This is a genomic window from Burkholderia cenocepacia, from assembly GCF_014211915.1.
GTDB classification, from domain to species: domain Bacteria; phylum Pseudomonadota; class Gammaproteobacteria; order Burkholderiales; family Burkholderiaceae; genus Burkholderia; species Burkholderia orbicola.
Window position 1 is genome coordinate 603,954 of the sequence record NZ_CP060041.1, and the last position, 15,551, is coordinate 619,504.

General features: G+C 66.9%; 13 protein-coding genes and 1 pseudogene. 7 read left to right on the top strand and 7 right to left on the bottom strand.

The window, feature by feature from the left end:
- The first annotated feature begins 6 nt into the window (after nucleotides 1-6).
- Together SY91_RS31940 and SY91_RS31945 are read left to right on the top strand one after the other, a co-directional pair.
- Nucleotides 7-3,198 carry an efflux RND transporter permease subunit gene (locus SY91_RS31940; protein ID WP_124462982.1) on the top strand — a complete coding sequence of 1,064 codons (3,192 nt, stop codon included), beginning with the start codon at nucleotides 7-9 and terminating at the stop codon, nucleotides 3,196-3,198.
- 2 nt (nucleotides 3,199-3,200) lie between these two features.
- Complete coding sequence (locus SY91_RS31945; RefSeq protein ID WP_124591838.1) at nucleotides 3,201-4,727, top strand: efflux transporter outer membrane subunit; 1,527 nt, start codon at nucleotides 3,201-3,203, stop codon at nucleotides 4,725-4,727.
- Between the two features lie 106 nt (nucleotides 4,728-4,833).
- Here the strand turns inward: SY91_RS31945 and SY91_RS31950 are convergent, their stop codons facing one another.
- The 3 genes and pseudogenes from SY91_RS31950 to SY91_RS31960 all read right to left on the bottom strand — a co-directional run bounded on the left by SY91_RS31950 (nucleotide 4,834) and on the right by SY91_RS31960 (nucleotide 7,399).
- Nucleotides 4,834-5,547, bottom strand: coding sequence for a dienelactone hydrolase family protein (locus SY91_RS31950; protein WP_023477648.1), 714 nt, complete (start codon nucleotides 5,545-5,547; stop codon nucleotides 4,834-4,836).
- Between the two features lie 287 nt (nucleotides 5,548-5,834).
- Nucleotides 5,835-6,146 carry a DUF4148 domain-containing protein gene (locus tag SY91_RS31955; RefSeq protein WP_011549372.1) on the bottom strand — a complete coding sequence of 104 codons (312 nt, stop codon included), beginning with the start codon at nucleotides 6,144-6,146 and terminating at the stop codon, nucleotides 5,835-5,837.
- A gap of 288 nt (nucleotides 6,147-6,434) precedes the next feature.
- Nucleotides 6,435-7,399: pseudogene (locus SY91_RS31960) on the bottom strand (GlxA family transcriptional regulator).
- 173 nt (nucleotides 7,400-7,572) lie between these two features.
- On the opposite strand from SY91_RS31960, the gene SY91_RS31965 reads away from it, so the two are divergent.
- The 4 genes from SY91_RS31965 (at nucleotide 7,573) to SY91_RS31980 (ending at nucleotide 9,910) form a co-directional block, all read left to right on the top strand.
- On the top strand, nucleotides 7,573-8,214 hold the full coding sequence (locus SY91_RS31965) for an HD domain-containing protein (RefSeq protein ID WP_006480982.1): 642 nt from the start codon (nucleotides 7,573-7,575) through the stop codon (nucleotides 8,212-8,214).
- 170 nt (nucleotides 8,215-8,384) lie between these two features.
- A complete protein-coding gene (locus SY91_RS31970; RefSeq protein ID WP_023477650.1) occupies nucleotides 8,385-8,567 on the top strand; it encodes a hypothetical protein in 183 nt (60 codons plus the stop codon).
- Between the two features lie 411 nt (nucleotides 8,568-8,978).
- Nucleotides 8,979-9,434 carry an antitoxin Xre/MbcA/ParS toxin-binding domain-containing protein gene (locus SY91_RS31975; protein WP_023477651.1) on the top strand — a complete coding sequence of 152 codons (456 nt, stop codon included), beginning with the start codon at nucleotides 8,979-8,981 and terminating at the stop codon, nucleotides 9,432-9,434.
- Nucleotides 9,431-9,910, top strand: coding sequence for an RES family NAD+ phosphorylase (locus SY91_RS31980; protein ID WP_023477652.1), 480 nt, complete (start codon nucleotides 9,431-9,433; stop codon nucleotides 9,908-9,910). The genes SY91_RS31975 and SY91_RS31980 overlap by 4 nt, the downstream gene beginning before the upstream one ends.
- Nucleotides 9,911-9,957: 47 nt before the next feature.
- Here the strand turns inward: SY91_RS31980 and SY91_RS31985 are convergent, their stop codons facing one another.
- The 4 genes from SY91_RS31985 to SY91_RS32000 form a co-directional block, all read right to left on the bottom strand.
- On the bottom strand, nucleotides 9,958-10,893 hold the full coding sequence (locus SY91_RS31985; protein WP_043888525.1) for a tyrosine-type recombinase/integrase: 936 nt from the start codon (nucleotides 10,891-10,893) through the stop codon (nucleotides 9,958-9,960).
- A gap of 79 nt (nucleotides 10,894-10,972) precedes the next feature.
- Nucleotides 10,973-11,485, bottom strand: a complete 513-nt coding sequence (locus SY91_RS31990; RefSeq protein WP_043888528.1) for a DUF2165 family protein — start codon at nucleotides 11,483-11,485, stop codon at nucleotides 10,973-10,975.
- Between the two features lie 279 nt (nucleotides 11,486-11,764).
- Nucleotides 11,765-13,120 carry a uracil-xanthine permease family protein gene (locus tag SY91_RS31995; protein ID WP_023477655.1) on the bottom strand — a complete coding sequence of 452 codons (1,356 nt, stop codon included), beginning with the start codon at nucleotides 13,118-13,120 and terminating at the stop codon, nucleotides 11,765-11,767.
- Nucleotides 13,121-13,178: 58 nt separating this feature from the next.
- A complete protein-coding gene (locus tag SY91_RS32000; protein WP_043888526.1) occupies nucleotides 13,179-14,303 on the bottom strand; it encodes an aryl-sulfate sulfotransferase in 1,125 nt (374 codons plus the stop codon).
- Between the two features lie 102 nt (nucleotides 14,304-14,405).
- On the opposite strand from SY91_RS32000, the gene SY91_RS32005 reads away from it, so the two are divergent.
- A complete protein-coding gene (locus tag SY91_RS32005) occupies nucleotides 14,406-15,371 on the top strand; it encodes a LysR family transcriptional regulator (RefSeq protein ID WP_023477657.1) in 966 nt (321 codons plus the stop codon).
- Nucleotides 15,372-15,551 lie beyond the last annotated feature (180 nt).

The window sequence follows — 15,551 nt, forward strand, 5'->3', positions numbered from 1 at the left end:
CTTTTCATGGCCAAGTTCTTTATCGATCGCCCGATCTTCGCGTGGGTGATCGCGATCGTGCTGATGCTGGCCGGCGTTGCATCGATCTTCAAGATGCCGATCGCGCAGTATCCGACGATCGCACCGCCGACGATCCAGATCCAGGCGAACTATCCGGGCGCTTCCGCGAAGACGGTGGAAGACACGGTGACGCAGGTGATCGAGCAGCAGATGAGCGGGCTCGACAACTTCCTGTACATGTCGTCGACGAGCGACGATTCGGGCAACGCGACGATCACGCTGACCTTCTCGCCGGGTACGAATCCGGATGTCGCGCAGGTCCAGGTGCAGAACAAGCTGTCGCTCGCGACGCCGAACCTGCCGCAGGTCGTGCAGCAGCTCGGCATGCAGGTCACGAAGTCGAGCAGCAACTGGCTGATGTGGTTCGCGTTCAACTCCGAGGACGGCCGGATGTCGAAGGAGGACCTGACGAACTACGTGGCCTCGCACGTGCTCGATCCGCTGAGCCGCGTGAACGGCGTCGGCCAGACGCTGCTGCTCGGTTCGCAGTTCTCGATGCGGATCTGGCTCGACCCGATCAAGCTGACCAACTACAGCCTCACGCCGACCGACGTGACGGCCGCGATCACGCAGCAGAACGTGCAGATCGCGGGCGGCCAGATCGGCGGCACGCCGGCGAAGCCGGGCACCGTGCTGCAGGCGACGATCACCGAATCGACGCTGCTGCGCACGCCGGAGCAATTCGGCAACATCCTGCTGAAGGTCAACCAGGACGGCTCGCAGGTTCGCCTGAAGGACGTCGGCCGCGCGGCGCTGGGTTCGGAGAACTACACGTTCGACACGAAGTACATGGGACAGCCGACAGCCGGCCTCGGTATCCAGCTCGCGACCGGTGCGAACGCGCTGGCGACCGCCAACGCGCTGCGGGCCAAGATCGACGAGCTGTCGAAGTACTTCCCGCACGGTCTCGTCGTGCACTACCCGTACGACACGACGCCGTTCGTGCGCCTGTCGATCGAGGAAGTGGTCAAGACGCTGATCGAGGGCATCGTGCTCGTGTTCCTCGTGATGTACCTGTTCCTGCAGAACCTGCGCGCGACGATCATCCCGACGATCGCGGTGCCGGTCGTGCTGCTCGGTACGTTCGCGATCATGGGCCTCGCCGGGTTCTCGATCAACACGCTGTCGATGTTCGGCCTCGTGCTCGCGATCGGCCTGCTGGTCGACGATGCGATCGTGGTGGTGGAGAACGTCGAACGCGTGATGGCGGAGGAGGGGCTGTCGCCGAAGGAGGCGACCCGCAAGGCGATGAGCCAGATCACCGGCGCGCTCGTCGGCGTGGCGCTCGTGCTGTCGGCGGTGTTCGTGCCGGTGGCGTTCTCCGGCGGCTCGGTCGGTGCGATCTATCGTCAGTTCTCGCTGACGATCGTGTCGGCGATGGTGCTGTCGGTGCTGGTCGCGTTGATTCTGACGCCGGCACTGTGCGCGACGATCCTGAAGCCGATCGAGAAGGGTCATCACGAAGAGAAGAAGGGTTTCTTCGGCTGGTTCAACCGGACGTTCGATCGCAGCCGCGATCGCTACACGAGCGGCGTGAACCACGTGATCAAGCGCTCGGGCCGCTGGCTCGTGATCTATCTCGCCGTGTTCCTCGCGGTCGGCGTGATGTTCGCGCGGCTGCCGAAGTCGTTCCTGCCCGATGAAGACCAGGGCTACATGTTCATGATCGTGCAGACGCCCTCCGGCTCCACGCAGGAAACGACCGGCAAGACGCTCGACAACATCAACACGTACCTGACCACCGCCGAGAAGGACGTGGTCGACTCGGTGTTCACGGTCAACGGCTTCAGCTTCGCGGGCCGTGGTCAGAATGCGGGCCTCGTGTTCGTGAAGCTGAAACCGTACGAGCAGCGCCAGCGTTCGGACCAGAAGGTGCAGGCGCTGATCGGCCGGACCTTCGCGCATTATTCGACGTACAAGGACGGGATGGTGATTCCGTTCAATCCGCCGTCGATTCCCGAACTCGGCACGGCTGCCGGTTTCGACTTCGAGCTGACGGACAACGCCGGCCTCGGTCACGAAGCGCTGATGGCCGCGCGCGGCCAGTTGCTCGGGCTGGCCGCGAAGGATCCGGCGCTGGCGCTGGTGCGCCCGAACGGCCTGAACGACACGCCGCAGTACAAGGTCGACATCGATCGTGAGAAGGCGAACGCGCTCGGCGTGACGGCCGCGGCGATCGACCAGACGTTCTCGATCGCATGGGCGTCGCAGTACGTGAACAACTTCCTCGATACCGACGGCCGGATCAAGAAGGTGTACGTACAGTCGGACGCGCCGTTCCGGATGACGCCGGAGGACATGAACATCTGGTACGTGCGCAACAGCGCGGGCGGGATGGTGCCGTTCAGCGCGTTCTCGACCGGCCACTGGATCTACGGGTCGCCGAAGCTCGAGCGTTACAACGGCGTGTCGTCGATCGAGATCCAGGGGCAGGCCGCGGAAGGCAAGTCGACCGGCCAGGCGATGGCCGCGATGGAAGCGCTCGCGAGCAAGCTGCCGGAAGGCATCGGCTATTCGTGGACGGGCCTGTCGTTCCAGGAAATCCAGTCCGGCTCGCAGGCGCCGATCCTGTACGCGATCTCGATTCTCGTCGTGTTCCTGTGTCTCGCGGCGCTGTATGAAAGCTGGTCGATTCCGTTCTCGGTGATCATGGTCGTGCCGCTCGGCGTGGTCGGCGCGTTGCTCGCGACGATGCTGCGCGGTCTCGAGAACGACGTGTTCTTCCAGGTCGGCCTGCTGACCACCGTCGGCTTGTCTGCAAAGAACGCGATCCTGATCGTCGAGTTCGCGCGCGAGCTGCAGGCGGGCGGGAACATGGGGCCGGTGCGTGCGGCGATCGAGGCGGCGCGCCTGCGGCTGCGTCCGATCCTGATGACGTCGCTCGCGTTCATGCTGGGCGTGCTGCCGCTCGCGATCAGTAACGGCGCGGGCTCGGCCAGCCAGCATGCGATCGGTACGGGCGTGATCGGCGGGATGATCACGGCGACGTTCCTCGCCATTTTCATGATCCCGATGTTCTTCGTGCGGGTTCGCGCGATCTTCAGCGGCGAGACGGAAAACGTCGACGACGCATGGCGTCTCGTGCAGGGCGACCTGCAGCGCGGTCACGACGACGCACACGATTCGAAGGGGCAGTAACGATGCAAAAACATGCTTTGACTGCAACCGCGGTCGCACTGGCTGCCGCGCTGTTTGCCACGGGATGCACGATGGCGCCGCACTACAAGCGGCCCGACGCACCCGTCGCGCAGGCGTACCCGGCCGGCGGCGTCTACGCGACGCAGCCGGGTGCGGCCGGCGCGCACAGTGCGAACGGCCAGGCGGCGACTGCCATCGGCTGGCGCGAGTTCTTCGTCGATCCGCGCCTGCAGCGGCTGATCGAGATCGCGCTGAAAAACAACCGCGACCTGCGCGTGTCGGTGCTGAATATCGAGGCGGCGCGTGCGCAGTACCAGATCACGCGCGCGGGGCTGTTCCCGACGCTCGACGGTACAGGCACGGGCAACATCCAGCGCTATCCGCAAGGTGTCTCGCCGACCAACCAGGCCTATATTTCGCGCGTCTACAACGTCGGGCTGTCCGCATCTTGGGAGCTCGACCTGTTCGGCCGCGTGCAGAGCCTGAAGGATCAGGCGCTCGCGCAATATCTGTCGACCGCGTATGCACGGCAGGCGTCGGAAATCTCGCTGGTGTCGCAGGTGGCCGATCAATACCTGACGCTGCTGTCGACCGATGACCTGCTGAAGGTCACGGAGGACACGCTGAAGACCGCGCAGGCGTCTTACGACCTGACCAAGCTGCAGTTCGACAACGGTACGGGCTCGGAGCTTGAGCTGCGTCAGGCGCAGACGGTCGTCGAGACGGCGCTCGCGAACCAGCAGGCGCAGGCCCGTGCCCGAGCGCAGGCGTTGAACGCGCTGGTGCTGCTGATCGGCGAGCCGCTGCCGGACGACCTGCCGGCGGGCATGCCGCTCGATGCGCAGAACCTGCTGACGGACGTGCCGGCTGGCCTGCCGTCGGATCTGCTCACGCGTCGTCCGGACGTGATGCAGGCCGAGCAGACGCTGCTGGCCGCGAACGCGAACATCGGCGCGGCGCGCGCGGCGTTCTTCCCGCGTATCTCGCTGACAGCGGCGTTCGGTACCGCGAGCCCGACGCTCGGCGGCCTGTTCAAGGCCGGCACGGCGGCGTGGTCGTTCGCGCCGAACATCGCGCTGCCGATCTTCGAGGGCGGGCAGAACATCGCGAACCTCGATCTCGCGAACGTGCAGAAGCGCATCGAGATCGCGAACTACGAGAAGGCGATCCAGTCGGCGTTCCGCGAAGTGTCGGATGGCCTCGCCGCACGCGGCACGTACGACCAGCAGATCGCGGCGCTGGAGCGCAACGAGCACGCGCAGCAACGTCGCTTCGACCTGTCGGACCTGCGTTACAAGAACGGTGTCGACAGCTACCTGTCGGTGCTGACCGCGCAGACGGATCTGTACTCCGCGCAGCAGTCGCTGATCAGCGCACGCCTGGCACGCTGGACGAACCTGGTCGACCTGTACCGCGCGCTCGGCGGCGGCTGGATCCAGCACGCCGGTGAAGCGCCGCGCGCGCCGGATGCACCGGTCGACTACGGCAAGGCGGCAGCACCGGCGCCTGCGTCGGCCGCGAACGGGTAAGCCGCCTGTCAGCACGTCCGAAGGGATGTGAAAACGAAAACGCCACGGACGATAAATCCGTGGCGTTTTCTTTTGTACCGTCGCCCGCGCGGCGAGCGGCGTTACGTCAGGCCTGCTTCGTCCAGAGCGTCCGGCCGAAGAACGTGAGCGTGCGGTCCCACGCCGTTTCCGACCACACCGGATCGAACTGCGTGCCGGCGATGCGGCCGGAGCCGACGGCCGTTTCGTTCGCGAACGCATGGTGCGCGAGATAGCGATGGAATTCGAAACCGACCTTCGCATCGGTCAACTTCTTTTCCAGTGCGTCGACCTGGTCGATCTTGAAGAACGCATCCTGCGTCGCCCAGTGTCCCATCAGCGGCACCTTGAGCTTGGCCGGATCGATATAGTCGAGCGGCGGCAGGCCGTACCACGTGACGCCGGCGTCCGCCTCGGCGTACTGCAGCGACAGCAGCGTGAGGGCGCCGCCCATGCAGTAGCCCGTCACCGCGACCCGCGGCGCCAGCGTCTTGAGGTACGCGACCGCGCCGGGAATGTCCTGCGACGCGGCGTCGCCGAAATCGAGGCCCGTCATCAGGTGGTGTGCTTCCTCTTCCTCGACCGTCGACTTGCCGCGATACAGGTCGGGCACGAGCGCGAAGTAGCCGCAGCGCGCGAGGCGATCCGCGACGCCGCGGATCTGGTCGTTCAGCCCCCACCATTCCTGGATGACGACGACCGCGGGCGCGCCTTCGGTTCGTGCCGGCGTGGCGAGATAGCCCTGCAGCTCCTGGCCGTCGGGGCGGCGAAACGTGATCGTGGAACCGGATGTTTGAGACATGAAACCGCTCCTTTTCGAAAAATACGCCGAGTGCGACATCGGGCCGGCCCGCGGGCGTCGTGATACCGCTCGCGTTCGTTCTGGCCGGCACCGACCACGCGGCCATTCTATGCGCAAACACCGGACGCTTGCGTGAACGGTGCCGCGCGGCGCGCGACCGGCGAAGGGAGCGGACGACCGGAAAGCAAACACCCCGCCCCGATGAACGGAGGCGGGGTGTCGCGGGTACGCCGTGCGGATCGGAATGCGCCGGGAATGTGCCGGGAATACGCCGGCGCGTATCAGGCTTACTGGCCGAAATAGACGGAGTCGCGGCCTTCCTGTTTGACCGCGATCGCGCGGCCGGCACGCGTGCCGGCGGCCGCTTGCGCGCCGTAGCCGGCTTCCTCGGCATTCGTCACGCGGGCCTGCGCCGTCTGCAGCGCACGCGGGTAGTACTGGTCGGAGACTTCGGGCTTATAGCCGGCCTGTTCGAGCTGGACGAGTTCCGCACGCACCTGCGCGCGCGTCAACTGGCCGGACGGGTTCGACTGGGCGAATGCGCCGTACGACGCGCAGAGCGCAGTTGCGGCGACGACAGCGGTGATGAACGATTTCATGGTGACCTCCGGTTCTGTTGATTTCGCGCTTCGCACGTTGCGTTCAGCGGGTGATTGCATCGTAACGATCGCGTTACCGGCCGGAAATACGCGTTGCGGCGAATCATTATTGCAACGGAGTAAACGATTCGCGCGGCACGCAATTTCATCCGAAGATTGCCGCGGGCCGGAGCAGGAGCGTGGCTTTCCGTGGGCGACAGGGGCGATCGGCGCAGCAGCAGCGGGAGGGACAGTTGAGTCGGATTCCGAATTATTTTTTGTGAGGCCGCCGGTGTCGCTCGTTCCACATCACGCAGCCAGCGTCACCTGCCGTTTCCGGTATTCGGCGGGGGTGATGCCGACATGCCGGGTGAACGCCCGCCTGAGCGTATCGACGTTCGCGAAGCCGCATTTCGCGGCGACCTGCTTCGGCGTGTCGCGGCCGTCCTCGAGTAGCTGGCGGGCAACCGAGATGCGCGTCGCCTCCACCCATGCGGCCGGCGTCATGCCGACTTCCGCGCGAAACAGCCGTGCGAAGTGGCGCGGGCTCATGCCCGCATGCTTCGCCATGTCGGCCACCGAATGCTCGAGTTCCGGATGCGCCGCGATCCAGCGCTGGACTTCCTGCAGCACCGAACGCCCGGCGGGGCGCGCCTCGCCCTTGCGGCTGAACTGGAGCTGCCCGCCCGGGCGCTTGAAGAACATCACCAGTTGCGCGGCGACGCGTCGTGCGATCTCGCGGCCGAGATCCTCCTCGACCAGCGCGAGCGCGAGATCGAGCCCGGCCGTGACGCCGGCGCCGGTGCGCAGCTTGCCGTCGCGCACGTACAGCGCGTCGGCGTCGACGGCGACGGACGGATACGCTTGCGCGAATGCATCGGCTGCGGCCCAGTGCGTGGTCAGGTGACGCCCTTTCAGCAGGCCGGTGGCCGCAAGGATGAACGCGCCGGTGCAGATCGAGCCGTAGCGCCTGCTTTGCACGGCCGCCGAGCGCAGCCATGCGAGGACGTCGGTGCGCAGCAAGATCTGGCCGGCGTGCGGCGCGCCGGCGACCAGCAGCGTGTCGATGCGCTCGGGATGTCGGGCGCGATCCAGTCGGGCAGCAGCCGTGCGCCGGACGAACTGCGGACCGGCCCGGGCCCGCTCGCGATGATCCGCGGCGTATAGAACGGCTTCCCGCATTCGACGTTCGCTTGCGCGAACACGTCGAGCGGCGCGGAGACGTCGAGCAGTTGCACACCCGGAACGGCGAAAATACCCACGACCTTCGGCATGATCGATTGCGTGTCGTATCGAACCTGATGCGCAGCAGTATAGGGGCGCTGGCTTGGCCGCGCAGGCACCGTGTCCGTTCGTCGCGCGAAATGGCAGGATTCGTCGTAACACGTCCATTGGAGACATCTGTCGGACTCCGGAGAATCGAAGCTGTCTTCCATGGAGGTCGATCATGACTGTGAACGTTGCCGGCATCACCCTTCCCGATACGCGTCTGACGCGCGAGATCACCGAGCTCGTGCGCGATACCGAGTCCGAGCTGCTGTTCCACCACTCGAGCCGCGTGTTCTATTTCGCGGCGCTGGCGGGCCGGCGCCGCGGGCTCGAGTACGACCCGGAGCTGCTCTATTGCGGCTGCATGTTCCATGACATGGGGCTCACGCACCGGCACAGCAGCGCATGCGAACGCTTCGAAGTGGACGGCGCGAACGCCGCGCGCGATTTTCTGAAGGGCAAGGGGATTTCGCAACAGGACATCGATGTCGTGTGGACCTCGATCGCACTGCACACCACGCCCGGTATTCCGCAACACATGCAGCCGGTCGTCGCGTTGGTCACCGCGGGCGTCGAGATGGACGTGCTGGGGCTCGCTTACCCGGAATACAGCGACGTCGAGCGGGAAGCGGTCGTGCGCGCGCATCCGCGCACGCCGCATTTCAAGGAGGACATCATCCAGGCGTTCTACGACGGCATCAAGCACAAGCCCGGCACGACGTTCGGCAACGTGAAGGCCGACGTGCTCGCGGACAAGGATCCGCGTTTCCATGCGGGCAATTTCTGCAGCGTGATCCGGTCGTCCGCGTGGGCCGGCTGAGCGCGGGCGGGCGGCCGCGCATCAGCCTACGTCGATCGGTTGCCCGAGGTGCAGCAGGTTGGGCGCCGACGTCACGCTTGGGCCTTTGCGCAGCCGCTGAGCGCGGTGATCGTCTTGCCGAAGACTTCCGAGCCCGCGAATCTCGCCGCGCCGGCCGTACCATCGGCACGATGGTTGAGCCAGTTGCCGCGCGCGTCGGCGTTGATGCTCCGGTTGCGTTCCAGCGCAAGCCGATATCGGGCGGGGATTTCATCGTGCTCGAGCCGATCGCCGTGTCCATCATCACCGCGCCCGCGAAGTTCAGCGCGCTGTTGGCTAGTGCGCTGACGCCGGTTGTGTCGAACAGTAAGTAGGCCGTCCGGTGCGAGGCGCGATTTCGAATGTACGGAAGCGGTTGGAGCGGGCACGGGAGCGATTCGTCACGCGCGACGAGGGTGAGTCGACTGGTTCGGCTTGCTGGAGCGGTCGAAGGGTAATCCGTAGAACCCTGCGTGTTGCCGGGGACGATGAGGAATTGGACAGGGAAAAGAGGCGATTCCACCAATTCGCGTATTACCGTTGGAAATTTGTTACGTGACAACTTCACATCATCGCGGATGAGGACTTTATATACTGAATTATTACACCCCCTCACCGAGGCGAATCTCCGATTCGCGTACCCCCGCATACCGTCTCCCAGCCCCGATCGGCAACCCCCCGCTCAACGACCCGCATGCTTCCGGCAAAACGCCTATAATGATTGGGCAAATTGCCGGAGAGAGGTCATGAGCACCATCGCTTTTCATCCTTCGGGCGTCGCCCATCCGCGTCAGGCCGAATTCACGATTCTCGAGCAGCTGCTGGCGGTTCGCGTCCGGTCGGGCGCCGATCTTGCCGAGCTGGCGAGCGCGCGCGTCGACGTGTCGGTGATCGACCGGCTGTCGGAGCGCGGGCTGAAATCGGACGAGCTGGCCTTCATCATTCCACGCCGCACGCTGAGCCATCGCCGCCAGGCGCACGAACGCCTGTCGCCGGAAGAGTCGGACAAGGCGATTCGCCTCGCCCGCATCGTCGCGCAGGCCACGGCCACCTTCGGCGATCAGGACGAGGCGATGGCGTGGCTGCGCAACGGGCTCCAGCGCTTCGGCGGCCGCACGTCGCTCGACATGGCGAGCACCGAGCATGGCGCGCGGCTCGTCGAAGAAGCCCTTACGCAGATCGACGAGGGGTACTTCGCTTGACGACGCTGTGGCGGATCAGCAATTACGCCGATCTGAGAGGCATCGGCGGGTTGCGGGCCGGCGGGCGCTGGCATTTCGCCGGGCAGCCCGTCGTGTATCTCGCCGAGCATCCGGCGCTCGCGTTGCTCGAGACGCTCGTGCATTTCGAAATCGCCACCGTCGCGCAATTGCCGAGCGGATATCAGTTGCTGCGTATCGAGGTGCCCGAGTCGGTGGATGTCGCCGAAATCGCGGAAGGCGATGCGCCGGACGACTGGCGCACGAACGTCGACTGGACCCGCAGCGCCGGCACCGAGTGGCTGCACACGCAGCCGAGCGCGCTGCTGCGCGTGCCGAGCGTCGTCGTGCCGCACGCGCACAACTTCCTGTTGAATCCGCTGCATCCGGCCGCGTCCGAGATCCACATCGCGGAAGTGATGCAATCGCCGTACGACACGCGGATCTTGCGGCTGGTTCAGTCGAAGCCGGGCGAGTAACGAACCGGAACGAGCACGATGCGCGCAGGGCGGCGCGCGACGCGCGATCAATGCTCGTGGGCAGCGCGATCGGCGGCCGCGTCGGGCGGCAGTGTCTGCCGAATGCGCGTGATCGTCCGCATGCTGGCCAGGCCGAGCATCGCCGTGACGTCGGCATGCGCGTGGCCGGCGAGCAACTGGCGGCGCGCATACGTATTGCGCAGTACGCGCGGGCTCATGTCCGCTGCGCGAAAGCCGATCGCGTTCAGCGCGTCACGTACCACGAGCAGCAGGAACATGTCGTTCATTGCGCCTCCGCGCGGCGCGGGAAACAGCAGCGCCGACGGCGGCACGTGGGTCGAGCGCGCACGCCATGCGGCGAGCGGCGCTATCGCGAACGTGGCGAGCTCGATCCGGCGCGCCGGCCGCGCGCGATCGCGCGGCACGGACAACACCGGCGGTCGCGCGTCGAGCTCGGCGGCATCGGCGGTCGCCGCGCGAATTTCGGCCGACGTGATACCGCTCGCGAGCAGCAGCGCGACGATCGCGCGATTCCGGCAGTCGGCCGGCGTATCGTCCGTTCGCGGCTGCACATGGCGCTGCAGCGCCGCGTCGGCATCGGGCGGCAGGTAGCACGGCTCGGGCTCGCCGTCTGGCCAGGCGAGATCGCGCGTCGATCGGCCGGCCGGATGGATCGTCCGCACGCCGGCGTCGACCAGATGCCGGCCGAGCCGGTCGATCAGCTTCGCATAGCGCACGCGCGTCGACGTGCCGGGCGTGCAGGTGCGGTCGAGTTCCGCGAGGAAGGCCGCGACGTGGTCGGGCCCGAACGTGGCGAGCGATACGCGCTGCGCGCTCAGGTGGCGCAGGAATCGCTCGAACATCGCGACGTGCTGCACGACCGAGCGCGGCGCGAACGGCCGGCGGCCGGCGCCGGTCGCGGCGGTTTCCTGCCAGGCGCGAAACGCACCGACGGGGTCGTGAATCCAGCGAGCCGTGTCCATCTCCGCTTTATAGCCGGACGCAGCGACGCCGGCAATCGTCCCGATGTCCGGTCGGTCGGCGCGCAACGAAGCTAGCTCGTCAGTGCGCGGTATGCGTGTCGTCGACGCCGTCGTTGTTCATCGTCAGGTAGACGAGCACGAGCAGCAGCGTGATGAAGAACCGGAACGCGTCCGGCACGCCGTTCCATTGCTTCGACATCCACATCCCGAACCATTCGCCGCCGACCGACATGAACGCGACCTGCCACGTCAGGAAGCCGAGCGTCAGGCCGGCGACCGCATGGCCCTTCGCCGCACGGAATCCCGCATCGCCGGCGCGCCGCGCGCGCAGCAGCCGGGCACCGCCGATCCAGCACAGCACGGCCGTCAGCGTTTCCATCGAAATGATGCCGATGTAACCGGCGTGATGAACCCAAGTCGTGCCGATCGCGCGATACATGATTCCGTTGCCGGGGAAGGTGGTGTCCATCAGGAACACGTGGTGCACGAACGCGAGATTCGTCGCGTAGTCGGTGATGTTGCCGAACGCGACGAGCAACGCGAAAAAGGCCATGGCCAGCACCATGGCTGCCTTGGAAAGGCGAATGATCATCATGGACTCCGAAATGAACGGGCAGGCACGAGCGTGATCGCGCGGCAATGAGCTGGCGTTCAGGGGCGGTACCTGCGTCAAGTGTGTCCGGCGAGGCCGGTCGAATGGCGTGCGCATGCACGGCGGCGCGGAGATCGGGACTGGAAAACCTGAAGCCGGGGCGGCGTCGAGGAGACGCGCGCGCCGGCTGGATCGAGTGCCCGCGCCAGAAGGGAGCGGCGATTGTCGGTCGAACCGCAGGCGTCGTCAAGCGGCGGCCGCGTGGGCGTGCCGCTGCCTTTATGCGTCGCGCGAAGGCGCCGCAGTTGCGCCCGCATGCGCTTGACCGCCCAGCCGCGCGAGCGCGGCGAATGCGAGTTGCGTCGCGATGGCCGCGAGCGTGCCGCCCGCCATGCCGTTGCCGAGCACGATCTGCACGGGTGCGCCGAAATGGCGATACAGGTTCGGCACCAGGATCGGCGCGAGGCCGACCACCAGTGCGGCCGCGAGCGTGTACTGGTTTGCGCGCGCATGCAGGTCGACGCCCGCGAGCAGCCGGATGCCCATCACGCCGATCATCGCGAACACGACCAGCGCGGTGCCGCCGACCACCGCGGCCGGAATCGCATACGCGAGCCGCGCGAGCGGCGCGAACAGCGCGATGACGATCAGGATCGCGCCGGCGGCGGCCGTCACGTAGCGCGATCGTACGCCGGTCGTCTGCACGACGCCGATGTTCTCGGCGCTCGTCACGATCAGCGGCGTGCCGAACAGCGCGCCGGCCAGCGACGCGAGCGCATCGCCGCGTATCGTCTTCGGCACGTCGCGCGGCAGCGAAATCGACTTGCCGCACATTTCGCCGACGGCGACCGTCTGCGCGGTGGCCTCGGCCATCGAGATCGCGGTGAAAATCAGCAGCGGCAGCGCAGCCAGCACGTCGAAGCGTGGCATGCCGAACGGCAGCCACACCGGATGCGTGAAGAGCGGCCCGTGCCACACGTCGGCGAGCGCCGGCATCGCGCCGAGCGCCCAGCCGAGCGTCGCGCCGGCCATCAGCCCGACCAGCACCGCGAGGCGCCCGGCCGTGCCGCGGAACGCGCCCGCAACGACGACGGTGGCGACGATCGTCGCGAGCGCGAGACCGAGCGCGCGCGGCTGCGCGAAGTCGGCCGAGCCGGACTGACCGACGACGATCGTCGCGTAGATCCGGATCAGGTTGATCGACACCAGCAACAGCATCGCGCCGACGACGATACGCGGAAAGAGCCGCAGGCAGCGCGTGAAGACGGGCAGCAGCACCCAGTAGAACGCGCTGGCGAGCAGCGCCGCCCCGGCCGCGGTCGGCAGGCCCGATTGCGCGGCGATGCCCGCGAACAACATCGTCGGTGCGCCGCCGGGCACCATCACGAACGGCATGCGCGCGCCGATCGGGCCGGCGCCGAGCGATTGCAGCAGCGTGCCGATGCCGCATGCGAAGAAGGTCGCGCCGATCAGCTGGACCGTCAGGTCGGCCGGCAGCGCGAGCACCTTCGCGATCAGGAAGACGGCCGTGATCGGCGACGCGGCCATCGACAGCACGTGCTGCAGCCCGAACAGCGCGAGCTGCCACGCGGGCAGCCGGGCATCGACGGGCGGGGAAATCGGATCGTGCGACACGGCAGGCCCCTCGGAAGCGAACGGCGACGATGGCCGGAAACCGGCGATGAACGGACGCTCAGGTCCGTAGCCAGGGCAACTGGGCGGCGCTGTAGCGGAACGTCTGGAATACGCTGTTCAACTGGCCGGGGCCGGTCTTGCGCGCCGCTTCGTCCGGGTATTCGGCGAACCACGGGATCACGTATTCCCAGACGACTTCGGCCGCCGGCGTCACTTCGAACAGCCGGCCCGTCGATGATTCGGTGATGTGCGTGTTGCCGTTCGGCAAGCGCTGCGCGTTGCCCATGAACGGCGTGTAGAACAGGTTCACGACGTCGTCCGCATACGACCATACGACGCGCTGCGTCGCCGGATCGATTTCCACGATGCGCGAGAGCACGACGTGCGCACCGTGACGGAAATTGCCGTTGTCGAACGCGAGGATGTGGCCGTTCGGGAGCGGCACCGGCGCATGCTGGTGCGACACGACGTCGGGCCCGATGTGCAGGTCGACGCGGCCAGTTGCGCGGTTCACGCCGATGATCCCCGACGTCGTGCGCAGGCTCATCAGCACGCGGCCGTTCGCATCGACCGCGAGACCGTTGACGAGCGGCCAGTGATAGCGGCCGAAGCCTGCCGCGATCGGGAAATCCTCCGGCCGCAGATGCTCGCGCGCATGCCATTCCCAGACGATCTGGCCGGCGCGGTTCACTTCGCGGATCACGTCCGCATACATCACCTCGTCGTCGCCGTGCGCGGTGCCGCCCGGCACGCGCCGCGCGAACGCCGCGTCGACCGGTTCGCACGCGGCATACAGCAGGTTGCCGTTCGGCAGCCACTGCGCGTCGTGGTGATGCGCGGGGTCCTCGTAGCGCCACACCGTTTCGCCCTGCGGCGTGACCTCGTAGAAGTCGCCGCCATGCCACATCGACCACGGCGCGTAGCGCGAATCGGAACGCGGATGATTGCCGTTGTAGCCGAGGTTGCCGTTCGCGAGGATGACCGCGTGGCGCCCGGGGCGCACGGGCATCTTCCACTGGTGGACGACCTCGCCGTCGATGCCGACGAGATAGACGTTGCCGTCGGCCGTTTGCGGCGCGATGAGCGTATAGCCGCCCGCGGACAGCGCGGGATCGTGGGCGATGAGGCCGACGCCGCGGCGCCGCTGGGTAATCTGGTCGACGGTCGTCACTGCGGTCTCCATTCGAATCGGATACGGGGATGCAGCGGAATCTAGACGATTCGTCCGGTCAGTAAAATCGGATTATTCTTGACGCCCTGTTCGAAAAAATCTAACGGCCCCTCCATGCGTTCGATATCGCAGACATTCCGCTGTTTCGACGAGGTCGCGCGACGCGGCTCGATTCGCAAGGCGGCCGACGCGCTGCATCTCACCGCCGCGGCGGTGCACCAGCAGATCCGCAATCTCGAGGAGCAGGTCGGCGTGCCGCTGTTCGACCGGCTGCCGCGCGGCATGCAGTTGACGCTCGCCGGTGAGATCGTGATCGCGGCCGTGCGGCGCGGCCAGCGCGATTTCGACAACGCGCTGACGCAGGTCCAGGACCTGCGCGCGCTGCGGCGCGGTCACGTGAATCTCGCGGTACCGGCATCGACGGCCGAAAAGCTCGTGCCCGACGCGATCCTCGCCGCGATGCAGCGCTACCCCGGCGTCACGTACAGCGTGCGCTCGGGAAACGGCGAGAGCATCGTGCGCTGGGTCGAGACGGGCGAGGTGGACATCGGTTACGCGCTGCGCCGGCGCACCGCGCCGGGCGTCGTCGAGGTGCGCGCGTTCGCGCAGCCGCTGGGTGTCGTCACGACGCCCGGCCATCCACTGGCGTCGACGGGCGGCAAGGTGCGCATGCGCGACTGCTTCGCGCATCCGCTGATCCTGATGACGCCCGACACGGAGCTGCGCGCAATGTTCGACCAGATCGATGCGCGGCAGCCGCGCGGCGTGCGGCCGATGGTCGAAACCGGGTCGGTGTCGATGGTGCGGCGTCTCGCGGCCGAAGGCGCCGGCGTTGGTTTCCTGATCGCGGAAAACGTCGCGGACGACGTGGCCGCCGGCCGGCTCGCGTGGACGCCGCTGGCCGATGCGGGCGCGCGCTCGTTCAGTTGCATCTACCAGCGGGCGGACATGAGCGCGACGGTCGCGATGACGATGTTTCTCGCGCTCTTTTCGGAGGCGATCGACGCGATGGAGCACGGTTTCGCACGCGGCGGCCCGGCGAGCGGCACGCGTCGCCGGGCGAAAAAGGCAACGACGTGACGATGCGAGCCGCATGGGCGTCTCGGGATGCGCTGCAATGCAGCAGGCAAACCCGCATGCCGGTTCGGTGACGTCGCGCACCGGGCGTCCGCCGGCATGCCGTCATTTCCTTATTGCGGGAAAAATTTTGTTCATGGGACTATCGAACGCGTTGCCCGTGCACCGAGGGGGTTGCAGGCA

What these genes read in the sequence shown, in the direction of transcription:
- SY91_RS31990 (WP_043888528.1), bottom strand. Translation starts at nt 11,485, where the DNA reads ATGATCATTCGCCTTTCCAAGGCAGCCATGGTGCTGGCCATGGCCTTT.
- SY91_RS31975 (WP_023477651.1), top strand. Translation starts at nt 8,979, where the DNA reads ATGAGCACCATCGCTTTTCATCCTTCGGGCGTCGCCCATCCGCGTCAG.
- SY91_RS31965 (WP_006480982.1), top strand. Translation starts at nt 7,573, where the DNA reads ATGACTGTGAACGTTGCCGGCATCACCCTTCCCGATACGCGTCTGACG.
- SY91_RS31940 (WP_124462982.1), top strand. Translation starts at nt 7, where the DNA reads ATGGCCAAGTTCTTTATCGATCGCCCGATCTTCGCGTGGGTGATCGCG.
- SY91_RS32005 (WP_023477657.1), top strand. Translation starts at nt 14,406, where the DNA reads ATGCGTTCGATATCGCAGACATTCCGCTGTTTCGACGAGGTCGCGCGA.
- SY91_RS31985 (WP_043888525.1), bottom strand. Translation starts at nt 10,893, where the DNA reads ATGGACACGGCTCGCTGGATTCACGACCCCGTCGGTGCGTTTCGCGCC.
- SY91_RS31955 (WP_011549372.1), bottom strand. Translation starts at nt 6,146, where the DNA reads ATGAAATCGTTCATCACCGCTGTCGTCGCCGCAACTGCGCTCTGCGCG.
- SY91_RS32000 (WP_043888526.1), bottom strand. Translation starts at nt 14,303, where the DNA reads ATGGAGACCGCAGTGACGACCGTCGACCAGATTACCCAGCGGCGCCGC.
- SY91_RS31945 (WP_124591838.1), top strand. Translation starts at nt 3,201, where the DNA reads ATGCAAAAACATGCTTTGACTGCAACCGCGGTCGCACTGGCTGCCGCG.
- SY91_RS31950 (WP_023477648.1), bottom strand. Translation starts at nt 5,547, where the DNA reads ATGTCTCAAACATCCGGTTCCACGATCACGTTTCGCCGCCCCGACGGC.
- SY91_RS31970 (WP_023477650.1), top strand. Translation starts at nt 8,385, where the DNA reads ATGGTTGAGCCAGTTGCCGCGCGCGTCGGCGTTGATGCTCCGGTTGCG.